This is a genomic window from Hymenobacter sp. CRA2 (genome assembly GCF_002007105.1).
Classification (GTDB): domain Bacteria; phylum Bacteroidota; class Bacteroidia; order Cytophagales; family Hymenobacteraceae; genus Solirubrum.
This window is the reverse complement of record NZ_MVBC01000004.1, coordinates 210796-227066: the sequence shown is the minus strand read 5'-3', so window position 1 is coordinate 227066 and position 16271 is coordinate 210796. Positions and strand designations below refer to the sequence as shown.

At 62.3% G+C, this 16271-nt stretch carries 15 protein-coding genes; 12 read left to right on the top strand and 3 right to left on the bottom strand.

Annotated features, from left to right (window positions below):
- Positions 1 to 31 precede the first annotated feature (31 nt).
- From B0919_RS08925 to B0919_RS08895, 7 genes are all read left to right on the top strand, one after another.
- Positions 32 to 1342 carry a sigma-54 interaction domain-containing protein gene (locus B0919_RS08925; RefSeq protein WP_078011884.1) on the top strand — a complete coding sequence of 437 codons (1311 nt, stop codon included), beginning with the start codon at positions 32 to 34 and terminating at the stop codon, positions 1340 to 1342.
- Complete coding sequence (lptE, locus tag B0919_RS08920; RefSeq protein WP_254846525.1) at positions 1329 to 1871, top strand: LPS assembly lipoprotein LptE; 543 nt, start codon at positions 1329 to 1331, stop codon at positions 1869 to 1871. The genes B0919_RS08925 and lptE overlap by 14 nt, the downstream gene beginning before the upstream one ends.
- Before the next feature lie 150 nt (positions 1872 to 2021).
- Positions 2022 to 3386, top strand: coding sequence for a hypothetical protein (locus tag B0919_RS08915; protein ID WP_078011883.1), 1365 nt, complete (start codon positions 2022 to 2024; stop codon positions 3384 to 3386).
- Positions 3387 to 3803: a preprotein translocase subunit SecG gene (gene secG / locus B0919_RS08910; RefSeq protein ID WP_078011882.1), complete on the top strand. Its 417-nt coding sequence runs from the start codon at positions 3387 to 3389 to the stop codon at positions 3801 to 3803.
- A gap of 283 nt (positions 3804 to 4086) precedes the next feature.
- Complete coding sequence (gene groES, locus B0919_RS08905) at positions 4087 to 4377, top strand: co-chaperone GroES (protein ID WP_078011881.1); 291 nt, start codon at positions 4087 to 4089, stop codon at positions 4375 to 4377.
- Between the two features lie 36 nt (positions 4378 to 4413).
- On the top strand, positions 4414 to 6060 hold the full coding sequence (gene groL / locus B0919_RS08900; RefSeq protein ID WP_078011880.1) for a chaperonin GroEL: 1647 nt from the start codon (positions 4414 to 4416) through the stop codon (positions 6058 to 6060).
- Between the two features lie 138 nt (positions 6061 to 6198).
- Positions 6199 to 6594 (top strand): hypothetical protein, encoded by a 396-nt coding sequence (locus B0919_RS08895; protein ID WP_217701017.1) that lies wholly within the window; start codon positions 6199 to 6201, stop codon positions 6592 to 6594.
- Between the two features lie 73 nt (positions 6595 to 6667).
- Here the strand turns inward: B0919_RS08895 and B0919_RS08890 are convergent, their stop codons facing one another.
- Entirely contained in the window at positions 6668 to 8404 is a 1737-nt protein-coding gene (locus tag B0919_RS08890) for a peptide MFS transporter (protein ID WP_254846524.1), read from the bottom strand.
- 237 nt (positions 8405 to 8641) lie between these two features.
- On the opposite strand from B0919_RS08890, the gene pckA reads away from it, so the two are divergent.
- Positions 8642 to 10270 carry a phosphoenolpyruvate carboxykinase (ATP) gene (pckA, locus tag B0919_RS08885; RefSeq protein WP_410503620.1) on the top strand — a complete coding sequence of 543 codons (1629 nt, stop codon included), beginning with the start codon at positions 8642 to 8644 and terminating at the stop codon, positions 10268 to 10270.
- Between the two features lie 204 nt (positions 10271 to 10474).
- Here the strand turns inward: pckA and B0919_RS08880 are convergent, their stop codons facing one another.
- Together B0919_RS08880 and B0919_RS08875 are read right to left on the bottom strand one after the other, a co-directional pair.
- Positions 10475 to 10888, bottom strand: a complete 414-nt coding sequence (locus tag B0919_RS08880; RefSeq protein WP_139362012.1) for a hypothetical protein — start codon at positions 10886 to 10888, stop codon at positions 10475 to 10477.
- Positions 10889 to 11075: 187 nt separating this feature from the next.
- On the bottom strand, positions 11076 to 12266 hold the full coding sequence (locus tag B0919_RS08875) for an SDR family oxidoreductase (protein ID WP_078011876.1): 1191 nt from the start codon (positions 12264 to 12266) through the stop codon (positions 11076 to 11078).
- Positions 12267 to 12417: 151 nt separating this feature from the next.
- Here B0919_RS08875 and B0919_RS08870 point away from each other — a divergent pair, with 151 nt between their 5' ends.
- The 4 genes from B0919_RS08870 (at position 12418) to B0919_RS08855 (ending at position 16271) form a co-directional block, all read left to right on the top strand.
- The gene (locus B0919_RS08870; protein ID WP_176132939.1) at positions 12418 to 13239 is read left to right on the top strand and encodes a S1/P1 nuclease; all 822 of its coding nucleotides are present in this window, start codon (positions 12418 to 12420) and stop codon (positions 13237 to 13239) included.
- A gap of 264 nt (positions 13240 to 13503) precedes the next feature.
- Entirely contained in the window at positions 13504 to 14703 is a 1200-nt protein-coding gene (locus B0919_RS08865) for a putative sensor domain DACNV-containing protein (RefSeq protein WP_078011874.1), read from the top strand.
- 80 nt (positions 14704 to 14783) lie between these two features.
- On the top strand, positions 14784 to 15491 hold the full coding sequence (locus B0919_RS08860) for a 16S rRNA (uracil(1498)-N(3))-methyltransferase (protein ID WP_078011873.1): 708 nt from the start codon (positions 14784 to 14786) through the stop codon (positions 15489 to 15491).
- Positions 15492 to 15599: 108 nt separating this feature from the next.
- Positions 15600 to 16271, top strand: coding sequence for a DUF4159 domain-containing protein (locus B0919_RS08855; RefSeq protein ID WP_078011872.1), 672 nt, complete (start codon positions 15600 to 15602; stop codon positions 16269 to 16271).

Below are 16271 nucleotides of genomic sequence, written 5' to 3'. Positions count from 1 at the left end.
GCGTCTACCCCACGAAAACCCACTTCCAGACTTGACTCCTTCCGAAATCCAGAGCATCAAGCAGCGCTTCGGCATCATCGGTAATGCGCCCTCGCTGAACTTCGCCATTCAGGTGGCGGCGCAGGTAGCCCCCACCGACATGACGGTGCTCATCACGGGCGAAAGCGGCTCGGGTAAGGAATCGTTTTCCAAGATTATCCACGCCCTGTCGCCGCGCAAGCACGGGCAGTTCATTGCCGTCAACTGCGGCGCCATTCCGGAGGGCACTATCGACTCGGAGTTGTTCGGCCACGAAAAAGGCTCGTTTACAGGCGCTACCGAGGCTCGTAAGGGCTACTTCGAGGTGACCAACGGCGGCACCATCTTCCTCGACGAAATCGGCGAGATGCCGCTGGGTACCCAGGCCCGCCTGCTGCGCGTGCTCGAAAACGGCGAGTTTATCCGCGTGGGCTCTTCCAAGGTCCAAAAGACCGACGTGCGCGTGGTGGCCGCCACCAACGTGAACCTGCTCAACGCGGTGCAGGAAGGGCGCTTCCGCGAAGACCTGTACTACCGCCTCAACACGGTGCCCATCACCGTGCCGCCGCTGCGCGACCGGGGCGACGATATCTACCTGCTGTTCCGCAAGTTTGCTACTGACTTTGCCGAGCGCTACCGCGTCAAGCCCATCACCCTCTCGTCCGACGCGGTGCAGGAATTGCAGCGCTTCCGCTTTCCCGGCAACATCCGCCAGCTCAAGAACATTGCTGAGCAGATGTCGGTGCTGGAAACGGAGCGCGAGGTGGACAACCGCCGCCTGCGCCAGTACCTGCCGCAAGACCAGTCCTCCAACCTGCCCATGCTGCTCGGCGCCACCGCCGACGGCACCGCTCCGCAGGGCCTTTCCGAGCGCGACCTGCTCTACAAGGTACTCTTCGACATGCGCCGCGACATGACCGACCTGAAGCGTCTGGTGCTGGAGGTGGCCGCCGGCTCGGCCCGCAACGGCGACGCGGGGCAGGCGCAGGAACTTGTGCGCCAAAACAGCCATTTGTTTACCAACCTGAGTGTGGCGCCCTACGACGGCGGCGCACGCCTCACGGCCCGGCCGGCCGAGCCCACCGAGCCCTTCATTATCAGTACGCAGCCCACCGCTGATTACGAGGAAGACGACGAAGTGCAGCGCGTGGAGGACATCACGCACGAAACCGAGGAGGAAAGCCTGTCGCTGGAGGCCAAGGAAAAGGAAATGATTATCAAAGCCCTGAAAAAGCACCACAACAAGCGCAAGTACGCGGCGCAGGACCTGGGCATTTCGGAGCGTACGCTGTACCGCAAACTCAAACAATATGATTTGGAATAAGCGCGGCAGCCGGGTAGGCCTGCTGATGGTACTGCTGCTGAGCCTGTGGCCGCTGGCCGGCTGCGGCGTGTATTCGTTTACCGGCACCAGCATCGATTATACGCAGATCAAGACCTTCTCCATTGCCCCGATTCAGAACAACGCCTCCAACGGGCCGTCGTTTCTGACGCAGCGCTTCACGGAGGATATCAAGGACTACTTTCTGCGCAACACCACGCTGAAACTGGTGCCGCGCGACGGCGACTTGCAGTTCGATGGCCAGATTGTGGCGTACGATTTCGCGCCGGCGGCTATCCAGAGCACCGATGGCCGCGACCAGGCAGGCATCAACCGCCTGACCATTCAGGTCCGCATGAAGTTCACCAACACGAAGGACCCCAAGCAGGACTTCGAGCAAACCTTCCAAAGCAACGCCGACTTTGGGGCTACCGAAAACGTGGCCAACATCGTGAACGACCCCGTGGCCAACCGCCGCATCACGGACCGCATCATCACCGACGTCTTCAATAAATCGGTGGCCAACTGGTAGCTGATTTCGCGGTTCTGAGGCGGTGAATTGGGTAAATTGCCGTAATGTTGCGCCCCTCTTCGCCGCGCCGCTGCCCGTCGGGAACTATGGCCCTGCTTGCCAGTAGCGGCTAACGTCCTTCCTCCCAAGCCTTTTTAATCAGTCCGCCGGATGAACCGTGCCACTCTGCTACACCTACTGGACCACGCAACCGGCATTTCGGAGGCCGAAGTCCGGGAACTGGAGCAACTGGCCACGGCTTTTCCGTACTGCCAAACCGCGCACCTGCTGCTGGCCAAAGCCGCCCACGACCGCGGCAGCATGCTGGCAGGCCAGCGCCTGCGCCGCGCCGCCACCTACGCTTCGGACCGGGAGTTGCTGCGCCAGCTGATAGAGCTGACCCCAACAGTGCCCGCGCCCGCAGTTGCCGAGCCCGAAGCGGCTGCGGCTGCCGAACCTGCGCCGGCAATCATAGCGACGTCCCTTGCTCCCGAAAGCCAGGCTTTTGCTGACTCTGCATTTGAAGAGCCAGTAGAGGAAGCCCCAATGCCCACCGCAGCCGAGGAACCGGTGGCAATTACCGATGGCCCGGATGAGGTTAGCCCGGTTCTCGTCGAGGAAGTAGTTGCGGAGCAGCCGGCACCTGACGATTCAGTAGCGGAACCCGCTGCTTTTGAACCAGTAGAATTGCCGACCGCGGATGCTACGGCCGATGAAACGCCGGCCTTGGTGGGAACTGCACCCGAGGCAATTGTAGCAGAAACCCGGGAGGAAAACGAACCGGTGGCCGCGGAAATGGCCGAAAACGCCGGGCTAGCCGTTGCTCCCGTTAGCGCAGACGAAGCGGCTCCGCTGGCCGTGACATTGTCCGCTGACCTGGCTTTGCTGCCCGTTTCGGCAGATTCATCAACCACTGTCCTACCGGCAGCCGACGAGCTACCACTCGCCGCCCCGCCCATCCGGCCGCCTGTAGAAGCGGGCAGTTCACGCTTTGAGTTTGGCCTGGGCGAAGCCCCCGAGCCTAGCCCGGTATACCAGCTGCCCGAACTGCCGGAGGAGCCCGCGTCCACGGCTATGCCGCCGTTCCGCGCCGACGAGCACCTAGCCTACGCCTTGGCTGCGGGCAGCCGCTTCGGTGCCTGCCTCACGCTGCGCGACGCCGAGCTGACGGAAGACCTGCCCGGCACCGCCAACTGGCCCCCCGACACGCTGCTGCTGGCGCACCTGGCAGCGCATCGCCCGGCTGCCCCCGCAGCGCCATCTTCCCTGGTGCTTATTGATAAGTTTTTGCGCAGTCAGCCGCGCATTAAATCTGCTGCCCGGCCTGCCCCGACCGACGCTCCCCAAGCGGACCTTTCGGTGCGCAGCACCAGCGCCCCGCCCAGCCTGGCTTCCGAAAGCTTAGCCAAAATCATGGTCAAACAGGGCAAAACGGCACGGGCCATTGAAATTTACGAGCAGCTGATGCAGCGGCAGCCGGAAAAAAAGGCGTATTTTGCCGCTCAAATTGACTTACTGACCCAACAACCGGAGTAGATGTACACCGCTATTATCATTCTTGCCCTCTTCGTCTGCTTGCTGCTGGCCCTGGTGGTACTGGCCCAAAACTCGAAGGGCGGCGGCCTGGCCGGTGGTTTCTCGGCCGGCGGCACGGCCCAGCTCATGGGCGTGAAGCGCACCGGCGACCTGCTGGAGCGCCTGACCTGGGGCTTTGCCATTGCCCTGATGGTACTGGCCCTGGCCTCCAACGTAGCACTGAGCAGCTCGGGCAACGGCCCGGTACGCAGCGTCAACCAGCAGAAAGCCATGGAAGCCCGTCTGCCTGCTTCGCCCGCGCTGCCTGGCGCCCCGGCCCCCGGCGGTGCCGCCGCTCCGGCTCAGCAACAGCCCGGCGCAACGGCTCCCGCCGCCGCACCCGCTCAGCCCACTCCGGCTGCTACCCCGGCCCAATAAGCTTCGGCACTTGACCCGCACACCGGCGGCTTTTCGCATCAGCGAAGAGCCGCCGGTTCTTTTTTCGGGTATGCGCCAGCAGATGCCTATACTTGCGCCGCCGCAACCGGGCCGCCGTCCTGTCAGGGTTTGTCAGGTCGGGGTGCGACAACTCCGGCAGAAAGTTCCCCGTACGGGTGCATTCTGTCAGCTTTTGCAGGGCTGGCACAAGAAGTGCCCAGCCGCTGCCGACTCCCAGTAGTCTTTTCCCTCCATTCAACATACCAAACCTAACACCAGCAGTATGGCAGTTAGCATCAAACCGCTGGCCGACCGCGTGATTGTCGCCCCGGCCGCCGCCGAAGAAAAAACCAAGTCGGGCATCATCATCCCCGATACGGCCAAGGAAAAGCCGCAGCGCGGCGAAGTAGTAGCCGTAGGCGAAGGCAAAGTGGCCGACAACGGCAGCTTGGTTAAGCCCCAGGTATCGGTAGGCGACCAAGTGCTGTACGGCAAGTACGCCGGCACCGAAATCACCGTTGACGGTCAGGACTACCTCATCATGAAGGAGTCGGACATCTTCGCCATCCTGTAAGTCACCTCCCGCCTAAAACATCAATAGCACAGCCCAATGGCCGCTAAACTCGTTCAATTTGACATCGAAGGCCGCAACAAGCTCGTTGCCGGCGTAGATAAACTGGCTAACGCCGTGAAGGTAACCCTGGGCCCGAAAGGCCGCAACGTGGTTATCGACAAGAAGTTCGGTGCTCCGAGCATCACCAAGGACGGCGTGACCGTCGCCAAAGAAATCGAGCTGAAGGACCCCATCGAAAACATGGGCGCTCAGCTGGTGAAGGAAGTTGCCTCGAAAACCGCCGACCAGGCTGGTGACGGCACCACCACCGCTACGGTACTGGCCCAAGCCATCTACCGCGCTGGCCTGAAGAACGTCGCGGCCGGCGCCAACCCGATGGACCTGAAGCGCGGCATCGACAAGGCTGTTCTGGCCGTAGTGGCTAACCTGAAGCAGCAGTCGAAGAAGATTGAAAACTCGTCGGAAATTGCCCAGGTAGGCACCATTTCGGCCAACAACGACCAGGAAATCGGCAAAATGATTGCCGACGCCATGGACAAAGTGGGCAAGGAAGGCGTCATCACCGTGGAAGAAGCCCGCGGCACCGAGACGGAAGTGAAGACGGTGGAAGGCATGCAGTTCGACCGCGGCTACCTCTCCCCTTACTTCGTGACCAACGCGGAGAAGATGGAAGTGGAGCTGGACTCGCCCTTCATCCTGATCTACGACAAGAAGGTCAGCACCATGAAGGAGCTGCTGCCGGTGCTCGAGCAAGTGGTGCAGACGGGCAAGCCCCTGCTGATCATCGCCGAGGACGTGGACGGTGAGGCCCTGGCTACGCTGGTGGTAAACAAGCTGCGCGGCTCGCTGAAGATTGCCGCCGTGAAAGCTCCGGGCTTTGGCGACCGTCGCAAGGCGATGCTGGAGGACATTGCAGCCCTGACCGGCGGCACGGTTATCTCGGAAGAGCGCGGCTACAAGCTCGACAACGCTACGCTCGACTACCTCGGCCAGGCCGAGAAAATCATCGTTGACAAAGACAACACGACCGTTGTCAATGGCAAAGGTGGCAAAGAGGACATTCAGGCTCGCGTAGGCCAGATCAAGGCCCAGATCGAGACGACGACCTCGGACTACGACAAGGAGAAGCTGCAGGAGCGCCTGGCCAAGCTCTCGGGCGGCGTAGCCATCCTCTACATCGGTGCTTCGACCGAGGTGGAAATGAAGGAGAAGAAAGACCGCGTGGACGACGCGCTGCACGCTACCCGCGCCGCCGTTGAGGAAGGCGTGGTACCCGGCGGCGGCGTAGCCCTGGTGCGCGCCCTGGATTCGCTGGAAGCCGTTGACACCATCAACAGCGACGAGCGCACCGGCGTGAACATCATCCGCACGGCCCTGGAAGCTCCGCTGCGCACCATCGTGGCTAACGCTGGTGGCGAAGGCTCGGTAGTGGTGCAGAAAGTGCGCGACGGCCAAGGCGACTTCGGCTACAACGCCCGCGAGGACCGCTACGAAAACCTGATGGCCGCTGGTATCCTCGACCCGACCAAGGTAACGCGTCTGGCCCTCGAAAACGCTGCTTCCATCGCCGGCCTGCTGCTGACGACTGAGTGCGTAATTTCGGAAGAAGCCGAAGAAGAGAAAGGCGGTGGCGCCGGTGCTGCTGGTATGGGCGGCATGGGTGGCATGGGCGGCATGATGTAAGTCAGCCGACCCGAGCTTTCCGGCTCTGGTTTATTGAAAAAGCCCCGCTGGCAGTACGCCGGCGGGGCTTTTTGTTTTGGCTGCGGCAGCGGTGTCTTACGTTTTATACGGTATTGCTCCCGCTGCTCCATAATGCGTATGCCCGACATCCTGCTTTTCCTGTGCGGCGTTTACAACCTGGCATTGCTCGCATTTCATGCGGCGTTCTGGCAGCTGTTTCGCTGGCACAAGCAGCTGCGCAAGCTCAAGTATTACAACCGGGCCATCGTGTCCATCCTGAACCTGCGCCTGATGTACGTGTTCGGCGTGTTTGCCGCCTTGTGCTTCGGCTTTCCTGAAGAGTTGCTCAGCACCAGCCTCGGGCGCTTCCTGCTGGGCAGCATGGCCGTATTCTGGCTGGGGCGGCTCATCGAGCAGTTAATTTTCCTACGCGTCAACGTGCGCTTGGTGCACGTACTCACGGCGCTGCTTTTTCTCGGCACGGTGCTGCACGTGCTGCCGCTCGTGCTGAGTGCCCTGGTCTGGACGCGTTGAGGAGCCTGAAGCCCATAAAAAAGCCCAGCCGGTACACCGGCTGGGCTTTTTTATGGGTTGCGAAACAGACTTATTAGGCTACCGGAGCTACTGGCTCGTCCATCATCTTCGTCAGCTTGCGGTAGATGACGAACAGAATCAGCGACGCGGCGGCCGACAGTACCACGAAGATCATGAAGAACTCGTAGAGGTTGTGGATCTGGAAACCCACGAACGAAGGCCACTGGTAAGGAATTTCCAGCCCTTTCAGCTTCTCTACCACTTCGGGCGTAGCCTGCTGGGTACCGTTCAGGATGGCAGGCAGGTCGATGCCTTCCTTCTGCGCCTTGGCAAACTCGCCGGGGCCGGCCGGGTACAGGCCCGACAGCACACCAGCCAGCTTGTTGCCAGCGGCGGTAGCCAGAAACCACACGGCCATCAGCAGCGAGGCGAAGCGGGCCGGAGCCAGCTTATTCACCAGCGCCAGGCCGATGGGCGACAAGCACAACTCGCCGAAGGTGTGCAGCAGGTACATGGTGATGAGCCAGAACATGCTCACCTTGGTATTGGCGTCGACGCCTTTCACCCCGAAGGCAATGATGAGGTAGCCCACAGCCAGCAGCATCAGGCCGATGGACATTTTGAGCGGCGAGGAAGGCTCGCTGCGGCCCAGCGCGCCCCACAGCACGGCAAATACCGGCGCGAAGACAATGATGAACAGCGCGTTGGCCGACTGGAAGAACGACGCCGGCACGGTATAGGTATCGGTCAGCTGGCGGTTGGTTTGCTCGTCGGCGAAGAAGGTCAGCGAAGCGCCGGCTTGCTCGAAGGCGCCCCAGAAAAAGATTACGAAGAAGCTCAGAATCAGAATCACGTAGATCTTTTCCCGCTCACGGCTGGTCAGCGACGAATCGGCCAGTACAGCCATGGGCATCACAATCATGGCCGAGAAGACGAGGGCACCGACCCAGTCGTAGTTCATCAGCCAAGCAATGGCGGCGTACACCACCACGAAGATGCCGAGGAGCATGGGCAGCTTGCTGGCGAAGCCCTTGGGAGCCGGCTGCGCAATGGTTTCGCTACGCACCGGAGCGGCGGTATCGGCGGGCACCTGCGAGGCGTGTGCCACGCTGCGCTCGGGCTTGGCGCCCAGCGGGGCGCCCGTGGCCGTTACCACGTACTTGTTCTTAAACAGCTCAAAGGTGAGCGTGCCGAGCAGCATACCGAAACCGGCCGCCAGGAAGCCCCACTTAAAGTCGGCGGGGTTGCCGGTGTCGCCCAGGGTACCGCAGACCAGCGGCGAAAAGAAGGCGCCGAGGTTGATGCCCATGTAGAAGATGGTGTAGGCCGCGTCGATACGCTTATCGCCGGCCGGGTACAGCGTACCCACCATCGAGGAAATATTGGGTTTGAAGAAACCGTTGCCGAAGATCAAGCAGCCCAGGCCCAGGAAGAACAACAGCAGCTGGGCCGAGGGCACGGCCGTTTGGCCAGCCTGGTAGAACGAGGCACTGAAGAACAGCGCGAACTGGCCCAGAGCCATCACCAGGCCGCCCACCAGAATCGAGCGGCGGTTGCCCCAGTACCGGTCGGCCACGTAGCCCCCGAGCAGCGGCGTGAGGTAGACGAGGCTGGTGTAGTTGCCGTAAATGAGCGAGGACATCTCCTTGTTCATCAGGAGGGCCTTGATCATATACAGCGACAACAGGGCGCGCATGCCGTAATAGCTGAAACGCTCCCACATTTCAGTGGCGAAGAGCACGTACAGGCCCTTCGGGTGCCCGGTGCTGGTGGGAGTCGGCGGCGGCGCCTGAGCGGTGGCTACTTGCATGAGTGCGGGAAGGAAGGAGTGGTAAGAGAATGGAATGGTGGAAAAAACGCCCTGCAGCCGCTGTAGGCGGGCTGGGGCTTACGGGTAAATCTACTAAATCTTTTGCAGTCCTGATACCGTTAGGTGGCTTACAAGTGTTAGCGCAAACGTTTGCGGCACTTTGGCTTTTTCGCCTACTTTTGTTCCAATATTCTCCCATTCCCACCCCAATTTCATTCCCACATTTCTGCGCTTATGATGGAAACCGCTGCTTCCACCGACGCCATGAACCGCCTCAACCCGCTGGGCATCAGCCAAGCCAAGGAGGTGTGCCTGAACCTGACGCCCGCCGAACTGGTGGAAGAGGCGCTCAAGAACGGGGAAGGCACCTTGACCGATACCGGCGCCCTGATGGCCGATACGGGCAAGTTCACCGGCCGCTCGCCCAAGGACCGCTTCGTGGTGAAGGACGACCACACCGCCGACACCGTGTGGTGGGGCGACATCAACATCGCCTTCGACCCGCAGAAATTTGACCAGCTGCACGAGAAGATGGTGCAGTACCTGGCCGACAAGAAAATCTACGTGCGCGACGCCTACGCCGGGGCCCACCCCGACTACCAGCTGAAGCTGCGCGTGGTAAACGAGCTGGCCTGGCACAACCTGTTCTGCTACAACATGTTCCTGCGCCCCGAGGAAGGCGCTGACACGTCGTGGACGCCGGACTTTTCGATCATCTGCGCCCCCGGCTTCGAGGCCGATCCGACTGTGGACGGCACCCGCCAGGCCAACTTCGCCATCCTGAACTTCTCGAAGAAAATGATTCTGATCGGCGGCACGGGCTACGCCGGCGAGATGAAGAAGGGCATTTTCGGGGTGCTGAACTACCTGCTGCCCCACGCGCACAACACGCTGGCCATGCACTGCTCGGCCAACGTGGGCAAGGACGGCGACACGGCCATCTTCTTTGGCCTCTCGGGCACGGGCAAAACCACCCTCTCCGCGGACCCCAACCGCGGGCTGGTGGGCGACGACGAGCACGGCTGGATGCCCGGCGACGCGGGCATCTTCAACTTCGAGGGCGGCTGCTACGCCAAGGTGATTGACCTGAGCCGCGAGAAGGAGCCCGAAATCTGGGATGCCATCAAGTTCGGCTCCATTGTGGAGAATACCCGCTTCCTGCCGGGCACCCACACGGTGGACTACGCCAACAAATCGGTGACGGAAAACACCCGCACGGCCTACCCCATCCACTACATCCCCAACGCGGTGGAGCCCTCGGTGGCCGGCGTACCGAAGAACATCTTCTTCCTCACGGCCGACGCTTTTGGCGTGATTCCGCCCATCAGCAAGCTGGACAAGTCGCACGCCATGTACCACTTCATGTCGGGCTACACCGCCAAGGTAGCCGGTACCGAAATGGGCGTGACCGAGCCGCAAACGACCTTCTCTGCCTGCTTCGGTCAGGTATTCCTGCCCCTACACCCCACCAAATACGCCGAGATGCTGGGCCAGAAAATGGAAGAGCACCCCGAGGTGAACGTGTGGCTGGTAAACACCGGCTGGTCGGGTGGCAGCTACGGCGTGGGCTCGCGCATGAAGCTTGGTTACACCCGCGCCATGATTACGGCCGCTTTGGAAGGCCAGCTCGAAGGCGTGGACTTCCACAAGCACCCGGTGTTTGGCGTGGAAGTTCCGGCCGCCGTGCCCGGCGTGCCGGCCGAAATCCTCGACCCGCGCAACACCTGGACCGATAAAGAAGCCTACGACAAAACGGCCGCCGACCTGGCCGAGAAGTTCGTGGCCAACTTCCAACGATTTGCCGATTTCGCCAGCGAGGAAATCCTGGCCGGCGCCCCCAAAGTAGCCGTCGAAGCCGGCGCCTAAGCTTTCCGCTCCCGTAAATCCATTCACTCACCAGAAAAGCCTCGCTGGCAGTTGCCGGCGGGGCTTTTTGGGCTTTTAGAGTAGCGCTGGAGCGTTTTACTCTTGCTCGGCGGCGTGGCCTTGGACGAGCAGCCAGGCCCGCAGTTGAAGGCGTAGGTCGTCACCTATTCAAACGGCAGCAACGCTTGCTAGATCCCCCTGAGCTCATGCGAGCGTTTTACCGGCTAGCTCAAATTTCTTCGTCAGCCGGTCGATGTTGGCTTCGGCTTGGCTCTTGGCGTTGATGCCGCGCATCAGCCAGATCAGGCCCCCGACGAGCACGCCGTAGAACACTACGTACGTTTCGCCGTCCATGAGCAAGTACAGTAGCACGTTGAAAACTACGCCGGCCCCGAGCAGCACCGCCCCAATCGTTTTCTGCATATCGGCGTCTTTGCTGCGTTTGCGCTGCTCCTCCAAGTGGTACAGCAGGAAATTGCGGTAATACTGTCGGGCCAAATCCGGCGCCTCGGCTGGGGTAGCGCCCTCTTCCACCAGCATTTGGCTGACCTCCTGGGGCGTTTGGCCCTGCCGAAACAATTCGGTAGCTCGTTGGTGACTGTATTTAACGCGCAGCATAGCAAGCGAAAACAAGTAGGACGCCCAAGTTAGCAGCCCAGCAGCGCCGCGCCAAATGTTCCTCGTAGCCTAACTACGCTCTCTTTTGGCCCGCCGGCATTCTTTGGATCAGCTGCCCTAAACAACACCGCCCCGCTGCGGATTGGGCAACGGGGCGGGTTGATTACGGGGCTTTAATTTGGCCTTACTAAGGCAGATCCTCGTGGCGGGTTTGCGTGGAATAGCGGTGGTCGTGCCCTGCCGGGGCGCTGCCCGCCGAGCTTGGGTTATTCAAGCCGGCGGCGTAGCTCGCGGGGCGGCCGTCGTCGGGAGTGCTGCGGGGGTGGTAGCCGTTGCCAACCGAGCCGCTGCCCCCACTGGCGCTGTAGCTGCGCGTTTTGCTCAGCCAGGTGGCCAGCGCCAAGCCGGCGCCCACGGCCAAGGCCGTTTTTAGCACGGGGCTTTTGCTGGTCACGGCTTCGGTGTAATAGCTCGTTTCGCGGGTGTGACCATCGTAGTTGCCGCGCTCTTCGAGGCTGCCCATGGGCTTATCCAGAGCGTTTTCGTGCAGGGGGCGTGGGGCGTAATCGGCCTTTTCCTGCTTCGAGAACGACTTTTCCATAAACTTATCGAGCAGCGCGGGCGTCCAGTGCTCCATGCCAATCATGGCGCGGCCGCCCCCGCCGACTACCACGTTGCGCTCGGGCGCGGCGCAGCTGTGCAGGATGGCGCGGGCCACGGTTTCGGGGGCGTAAGCGGGCGGCGCGTGCTTAGCCTCGCGCTCCATGTAGTTTTTGGCGTGGATGGGGTACGGCGTGTCAATGGCCGCGGGCTGAATCAGCGTGACCGATACCGGAGCGCCCTCCATTTCCAGCTCCATGCGCAGGCCGTCGGTAAAACCTTTCACGGCGTGTTTGCTGGCCGAATAAACCGTCTGCAGAATGGCCGTGATGTCGGAGAGGATGCTGCCGACGTTGATCAGGGCCCCACCGCGGCTTTTCAGGTGCTTCACCGCTTCCAGCGAGCCGTGAACCAGGCCCCAGAAATTCACTTCGAACAGCTGGCGCATGTCCTCGATGGGCGTCTCCTCCACCTTGCCGTAGATGCTCACGCCGGCGTTGTTGATCCAGGTATCAAAGCCGCCGAAAGCCTGCTGCGCCTTGTCGGCAATGGTGCGGGCGGCCGCGGGCTGGGCCACGTCGATGGCCACGTACACGGCCTGGCCACCCTCCTGCTCGATTTCCTGCACAAGCCGGCGCAGGGCTTCTTCCGAGCGGGCGGCCAGCACCAGCTTGGCGCCTTTCTTGGCGGCCATGCGCGCCGTAACGAGGCCGATGCCGGAGGAGGCGCCGGTGATGACGATAACCTGGTCTTTGAGCTTCTTTAGTTTCAGGGCCATTGGTTGTGGGGTTGGGTGTGGATTTAAAGATGACGGGCTGTAAGCTTTCTTCTACGACGGCCCAGCGGCTTCGATGCGAAAAAATTTTGCCGGACCTTTGTGCAGCTTCTGCCGCGCCAGCTGCGTCAGTAAGCTCTTTTTCCCTATTGCCATGCGTTCTTTGTCCCGCTTACTGCGCCGCTTCACCCGGGCGGCCTCCCCGCTTACTGCTGCAGCGCTGCTGCTGCTTTCCGCTCACTCGGCCTCGGCCTGGGGCCACGAAGGGCACCGCACCATTGCCCTGATTGCCCAGAAACACCTCTCCCGCAAAGCCCAGGCGCAAATCAAAGAGCTGCTCGGCGAACAATCCATTGCCGACGTGGCCTCCTGGGCCGACGAGGTGCGCAACAAGCCCGAGTACAAGGGCACCGGCCCCTGGCACTTCGTCAACCTGCCGCTGGGCTTTGGCTACGCCGACTTCGAAAAGCAGCTGAAAGCCAAGACGGAGGCCAACGCTTACCAGGCCCTCAACGACAACCTGAAAATCCTCGCCGATAAAAAGCAGGCCCGCGAAAAGCGTCTCGACGCGCTGAAGTTTGTGGTGCACCTGGTGGGCGACATCCACGAGCCCATGCACGTAAGCCGGGCCGAAGACAAGGGCGGCAACGATATTCAGCTGCAGTTTCAGGGCGAGGGCACCAACCTGCACCGCATGTGGGACAGCGGCCTGATTCACGCTCAAGGCCTCTCCGACGACAGAATGGCCGCCGAATACGACCACCCCGATAAGGCCCTGGCCGAACAGTGGGCCCAGGCCCGCCCGGAACAGTGGCTGTTCGAGTCGTATTTGATCAGCACCCAGCAGTACGCCGAAGCCACCACCGGCACCAAGCTCGACACGGAGTACTACAAAAAGCACATCGCGGAGGTAAATCTGCGCCTGCAGCAGGGCGGCATCCGCCTGGCCGAGGTGCTGAACAAGGCCCTCAACTAAGCAGCCCCGCCAACGCACTGCGGCCGGCGCAGCGTCGACTATCGACGCTGCGCCGGCCGCAGTGCTTGTGTAAAGGCCTAGGGAATAGCGCGAACAGATCGGATACCGGCTCCCGCAGCAACGTCCCTGCTGCTTGTGCTGCCCGTTCCGGGCAGCACTACCAAGTTGTTTTTGCTACCGCCGGGACTGTTCCGTACACGTAAGCCCCAGCACCTCGTGCCAGCCGATGCTGCGCACAGTAGTTACCCTAGCCCTTTGCCCCGAATGGATCAGCATTATTACCCCCCGGACGTCGCCGTTGCCTTGCAGGGCCGGTGGCCGGCCCAGGGCTTGCCGCTGCCGCCGCTTGCCCTGCTGATTTCGCTTATCTCCGTTGCCTATCAGGCCAGCCTGCTCAGCGAAGAAGGGCGGCCCGTGCACTCCCACCTGATTTTTCTACCGCCGGACCAGGCCGTGGTGCACGCCGACAACAGCCACGGCACGCACGTACTGGCCTTGTCGCACCCGCGCGCCTGCAACGAACAGGAACTGCGCCGCCTAAGCCCTACGGTGCAGCGCAGCAGCAGCCTGTTGGCCGTCAGCGAGGCAGCTCAGACTTCCTTGCAGATCTGGGGCATGCTGCTGACCAGCTCGCCCTGGGAGCAGGAAGCCGAGGACGGATACGCCCCCGCCGATTCGCTGCCGCCGGCCCTGGTGCTGCACGTGCGTGCCCCCGGTGGGCTGGTATTTTACTGCGGCCGGACTCGGGTGCTAACGCTGCAACAGGGCCGCATCGAAGGGCACGGCTTTCTGCACTTCCCCGCGGCCTGGACGCGGAAGTACTTCACCTACAACTCGCAGGACACCGCCGAAATAGCCGAAGCAATGGTTATGCACCTGCTGCGCCGGGCCATCACGCGGGTGCGCAGTGAGCGGCACGGGGGCATGCTGGTACTGGTGCCGGCCCCCGCCGTCGACGAGCTGATGGGCCCGAGCGGCTTGCTGCGCCCCAAGTACCGCGTTCAGGCCCTGGGCACGGGCGGGCAGTACAGCGCGCTGTTCGAGGCTATCCTGCAACGAACCCGGCAGCTGGGGCTGACCAGCTGGAGCCAGTACCAGGAAACGGCGGACGGTGCCTTGCGGGCTCTGCGGCAGCAGCTGGACGAGTTTGCCGAAGTGCTGGCCGACCTGATGGGCGTGGACGGGGCCGCCGTGCTCAGCAGCCGCCTGGATGTAGCCGGGTTCGGCGTGGAAATTCACGCGCCCTTGATTTCCACCAACTGCGTTTACCGGGCCCTGGACGTGGATGCGGTAGCGCTGCGGGCCGAAGCCGTGGATACCGGTGGGACCCGGCACCGGGCCGCCTACCGCCTGTGTTTCGCCTCAACGGATTGTCTGGTCATCGTCGTGTCGCAGGACGGGGCCGTAAAGTTCGTCCGCCAGCGCGAGGGCAAAGTGGTCTTTTGGGACCAGTTAGCCGTCTGAGCCCGGTTTTCGACACCGGCTTCGGGCTGCGACACGGCTCCGCCGGGTCCGCACAACGGCACACGGCTTATTTTTGCCCCATGCCCCATACCTTCTACGCCCCCGACCTCGCTGGCCCCACTTACACCCTGCCCGAAGACGAAAGCAAGCACGCCGTGCGGGTGCTGCGCCTGCAGCCGGGCGACGCGGTGGAGCTAGTGGATGGGCGCGGCGGGCTGTACCAGGCCGAAGTGGCCGACGACAACCCCAAGCGCTGCCAGCTACGCATTACCGCCGAGCAGCGGGTGGAGCGCCGGCTCTACTTCGTGCACGTGGCCGTGGCGCCCACCAAAAACCTGGACCGGATGGAATGGCTGGTGGAAAAAGCCACCGAAATCGGCATTGACCGGCTCAGCTTCCTGCGCGCGGCCCGCTCCGAGCGGCGCGAGCTGAAGCTGGATCGGCTGGAGCGCATTGCCGTCAGCGCCCTGAAGCAGTCGGGCCAGGCCTGGCTACCTCAGCTGGATGAGCTGACGGACTACGCGGCCTTTGTGCGCACCATCGAGCCCGCCACCACCTTTATTGCCCACCTGGCCGAGGGCGAGCGGACTTCGCTGCCGCAAGTAGCGGCCGCCGGCGCTGGCTGCTGCATCCTTATCGGCCCCGAAGGCGACTTTACCCCCGACGAAATCGAGTTGGCGCTGGCCCGCGGCATTCGGCCCGTGACGCTGGGCCAGACGCGCCTGCGCACCGAAACGGCCGCCCTGGCCGCCTGCCACACGGTGCACGTGGTGCGGGAATTAGTCTAGCCGTTCGGTTGTCAGTAGATTCGGACGGCGGCCGCACCCGGTACACCGGCCGCCGCCTCCGGCCGTATGCCACCTGATTTGCCGGTCGTTTCCGCTTTGCCTATCCTCATGAAGTTCCTTTCCCGCCTTCTGCTTGTGCTCGTGCTGCTTCTGCCCCTCGCGGCAGCGGCGCCGGGCCCGTCGTATAGCTTCCAGATAGCCCGCCTGCAGTACGGCGGCGGGGGCGACTGGTACGGCAACAAAACCTCGCTGCCGAACCTGATCCGCTTCTGCAATCAGACGCTCAAAACCAACATTGCGCCCGAGGAGGCCACGGTGGAGCCCGGTTCGGCCACGCTGCTGCAGTACCCCTTCGTGCACATGACGGGCCACGGCAACGTCACCTTTACCGATGCGGAAGCCAAAAACCTGCGCCGCTACCTGCTCGGCGGCGGCTTTCTCCACATCGACGACAACTACGGCCTCGATAAGTACATCCGCCCCGAGATGAAGAAGGTGTTCCCGGAGCTGGACTTCGTGGAGCTGCCTTTCACCCACCCCGTTTACCACCAAAAGTTTCCCTTTCCCAAGGGCCTGCCCAAAGTGCACGAGCACGACGGCAAGCGTCCGCAGGGTTTTGGGCTGATTTACAAAGGCCGCCTGGTGTGCTTCTACAGCTACGAGTGCGACCTGGGCAACGGCTGGGAGGACCCCGAAGTGTACAAGGACCCGGTGGAAAAGCACGAAGAGGCCCTGCGCATGGGCGCCAACCTGCTGGCCTACGCCCTGACCCAGCAGTAA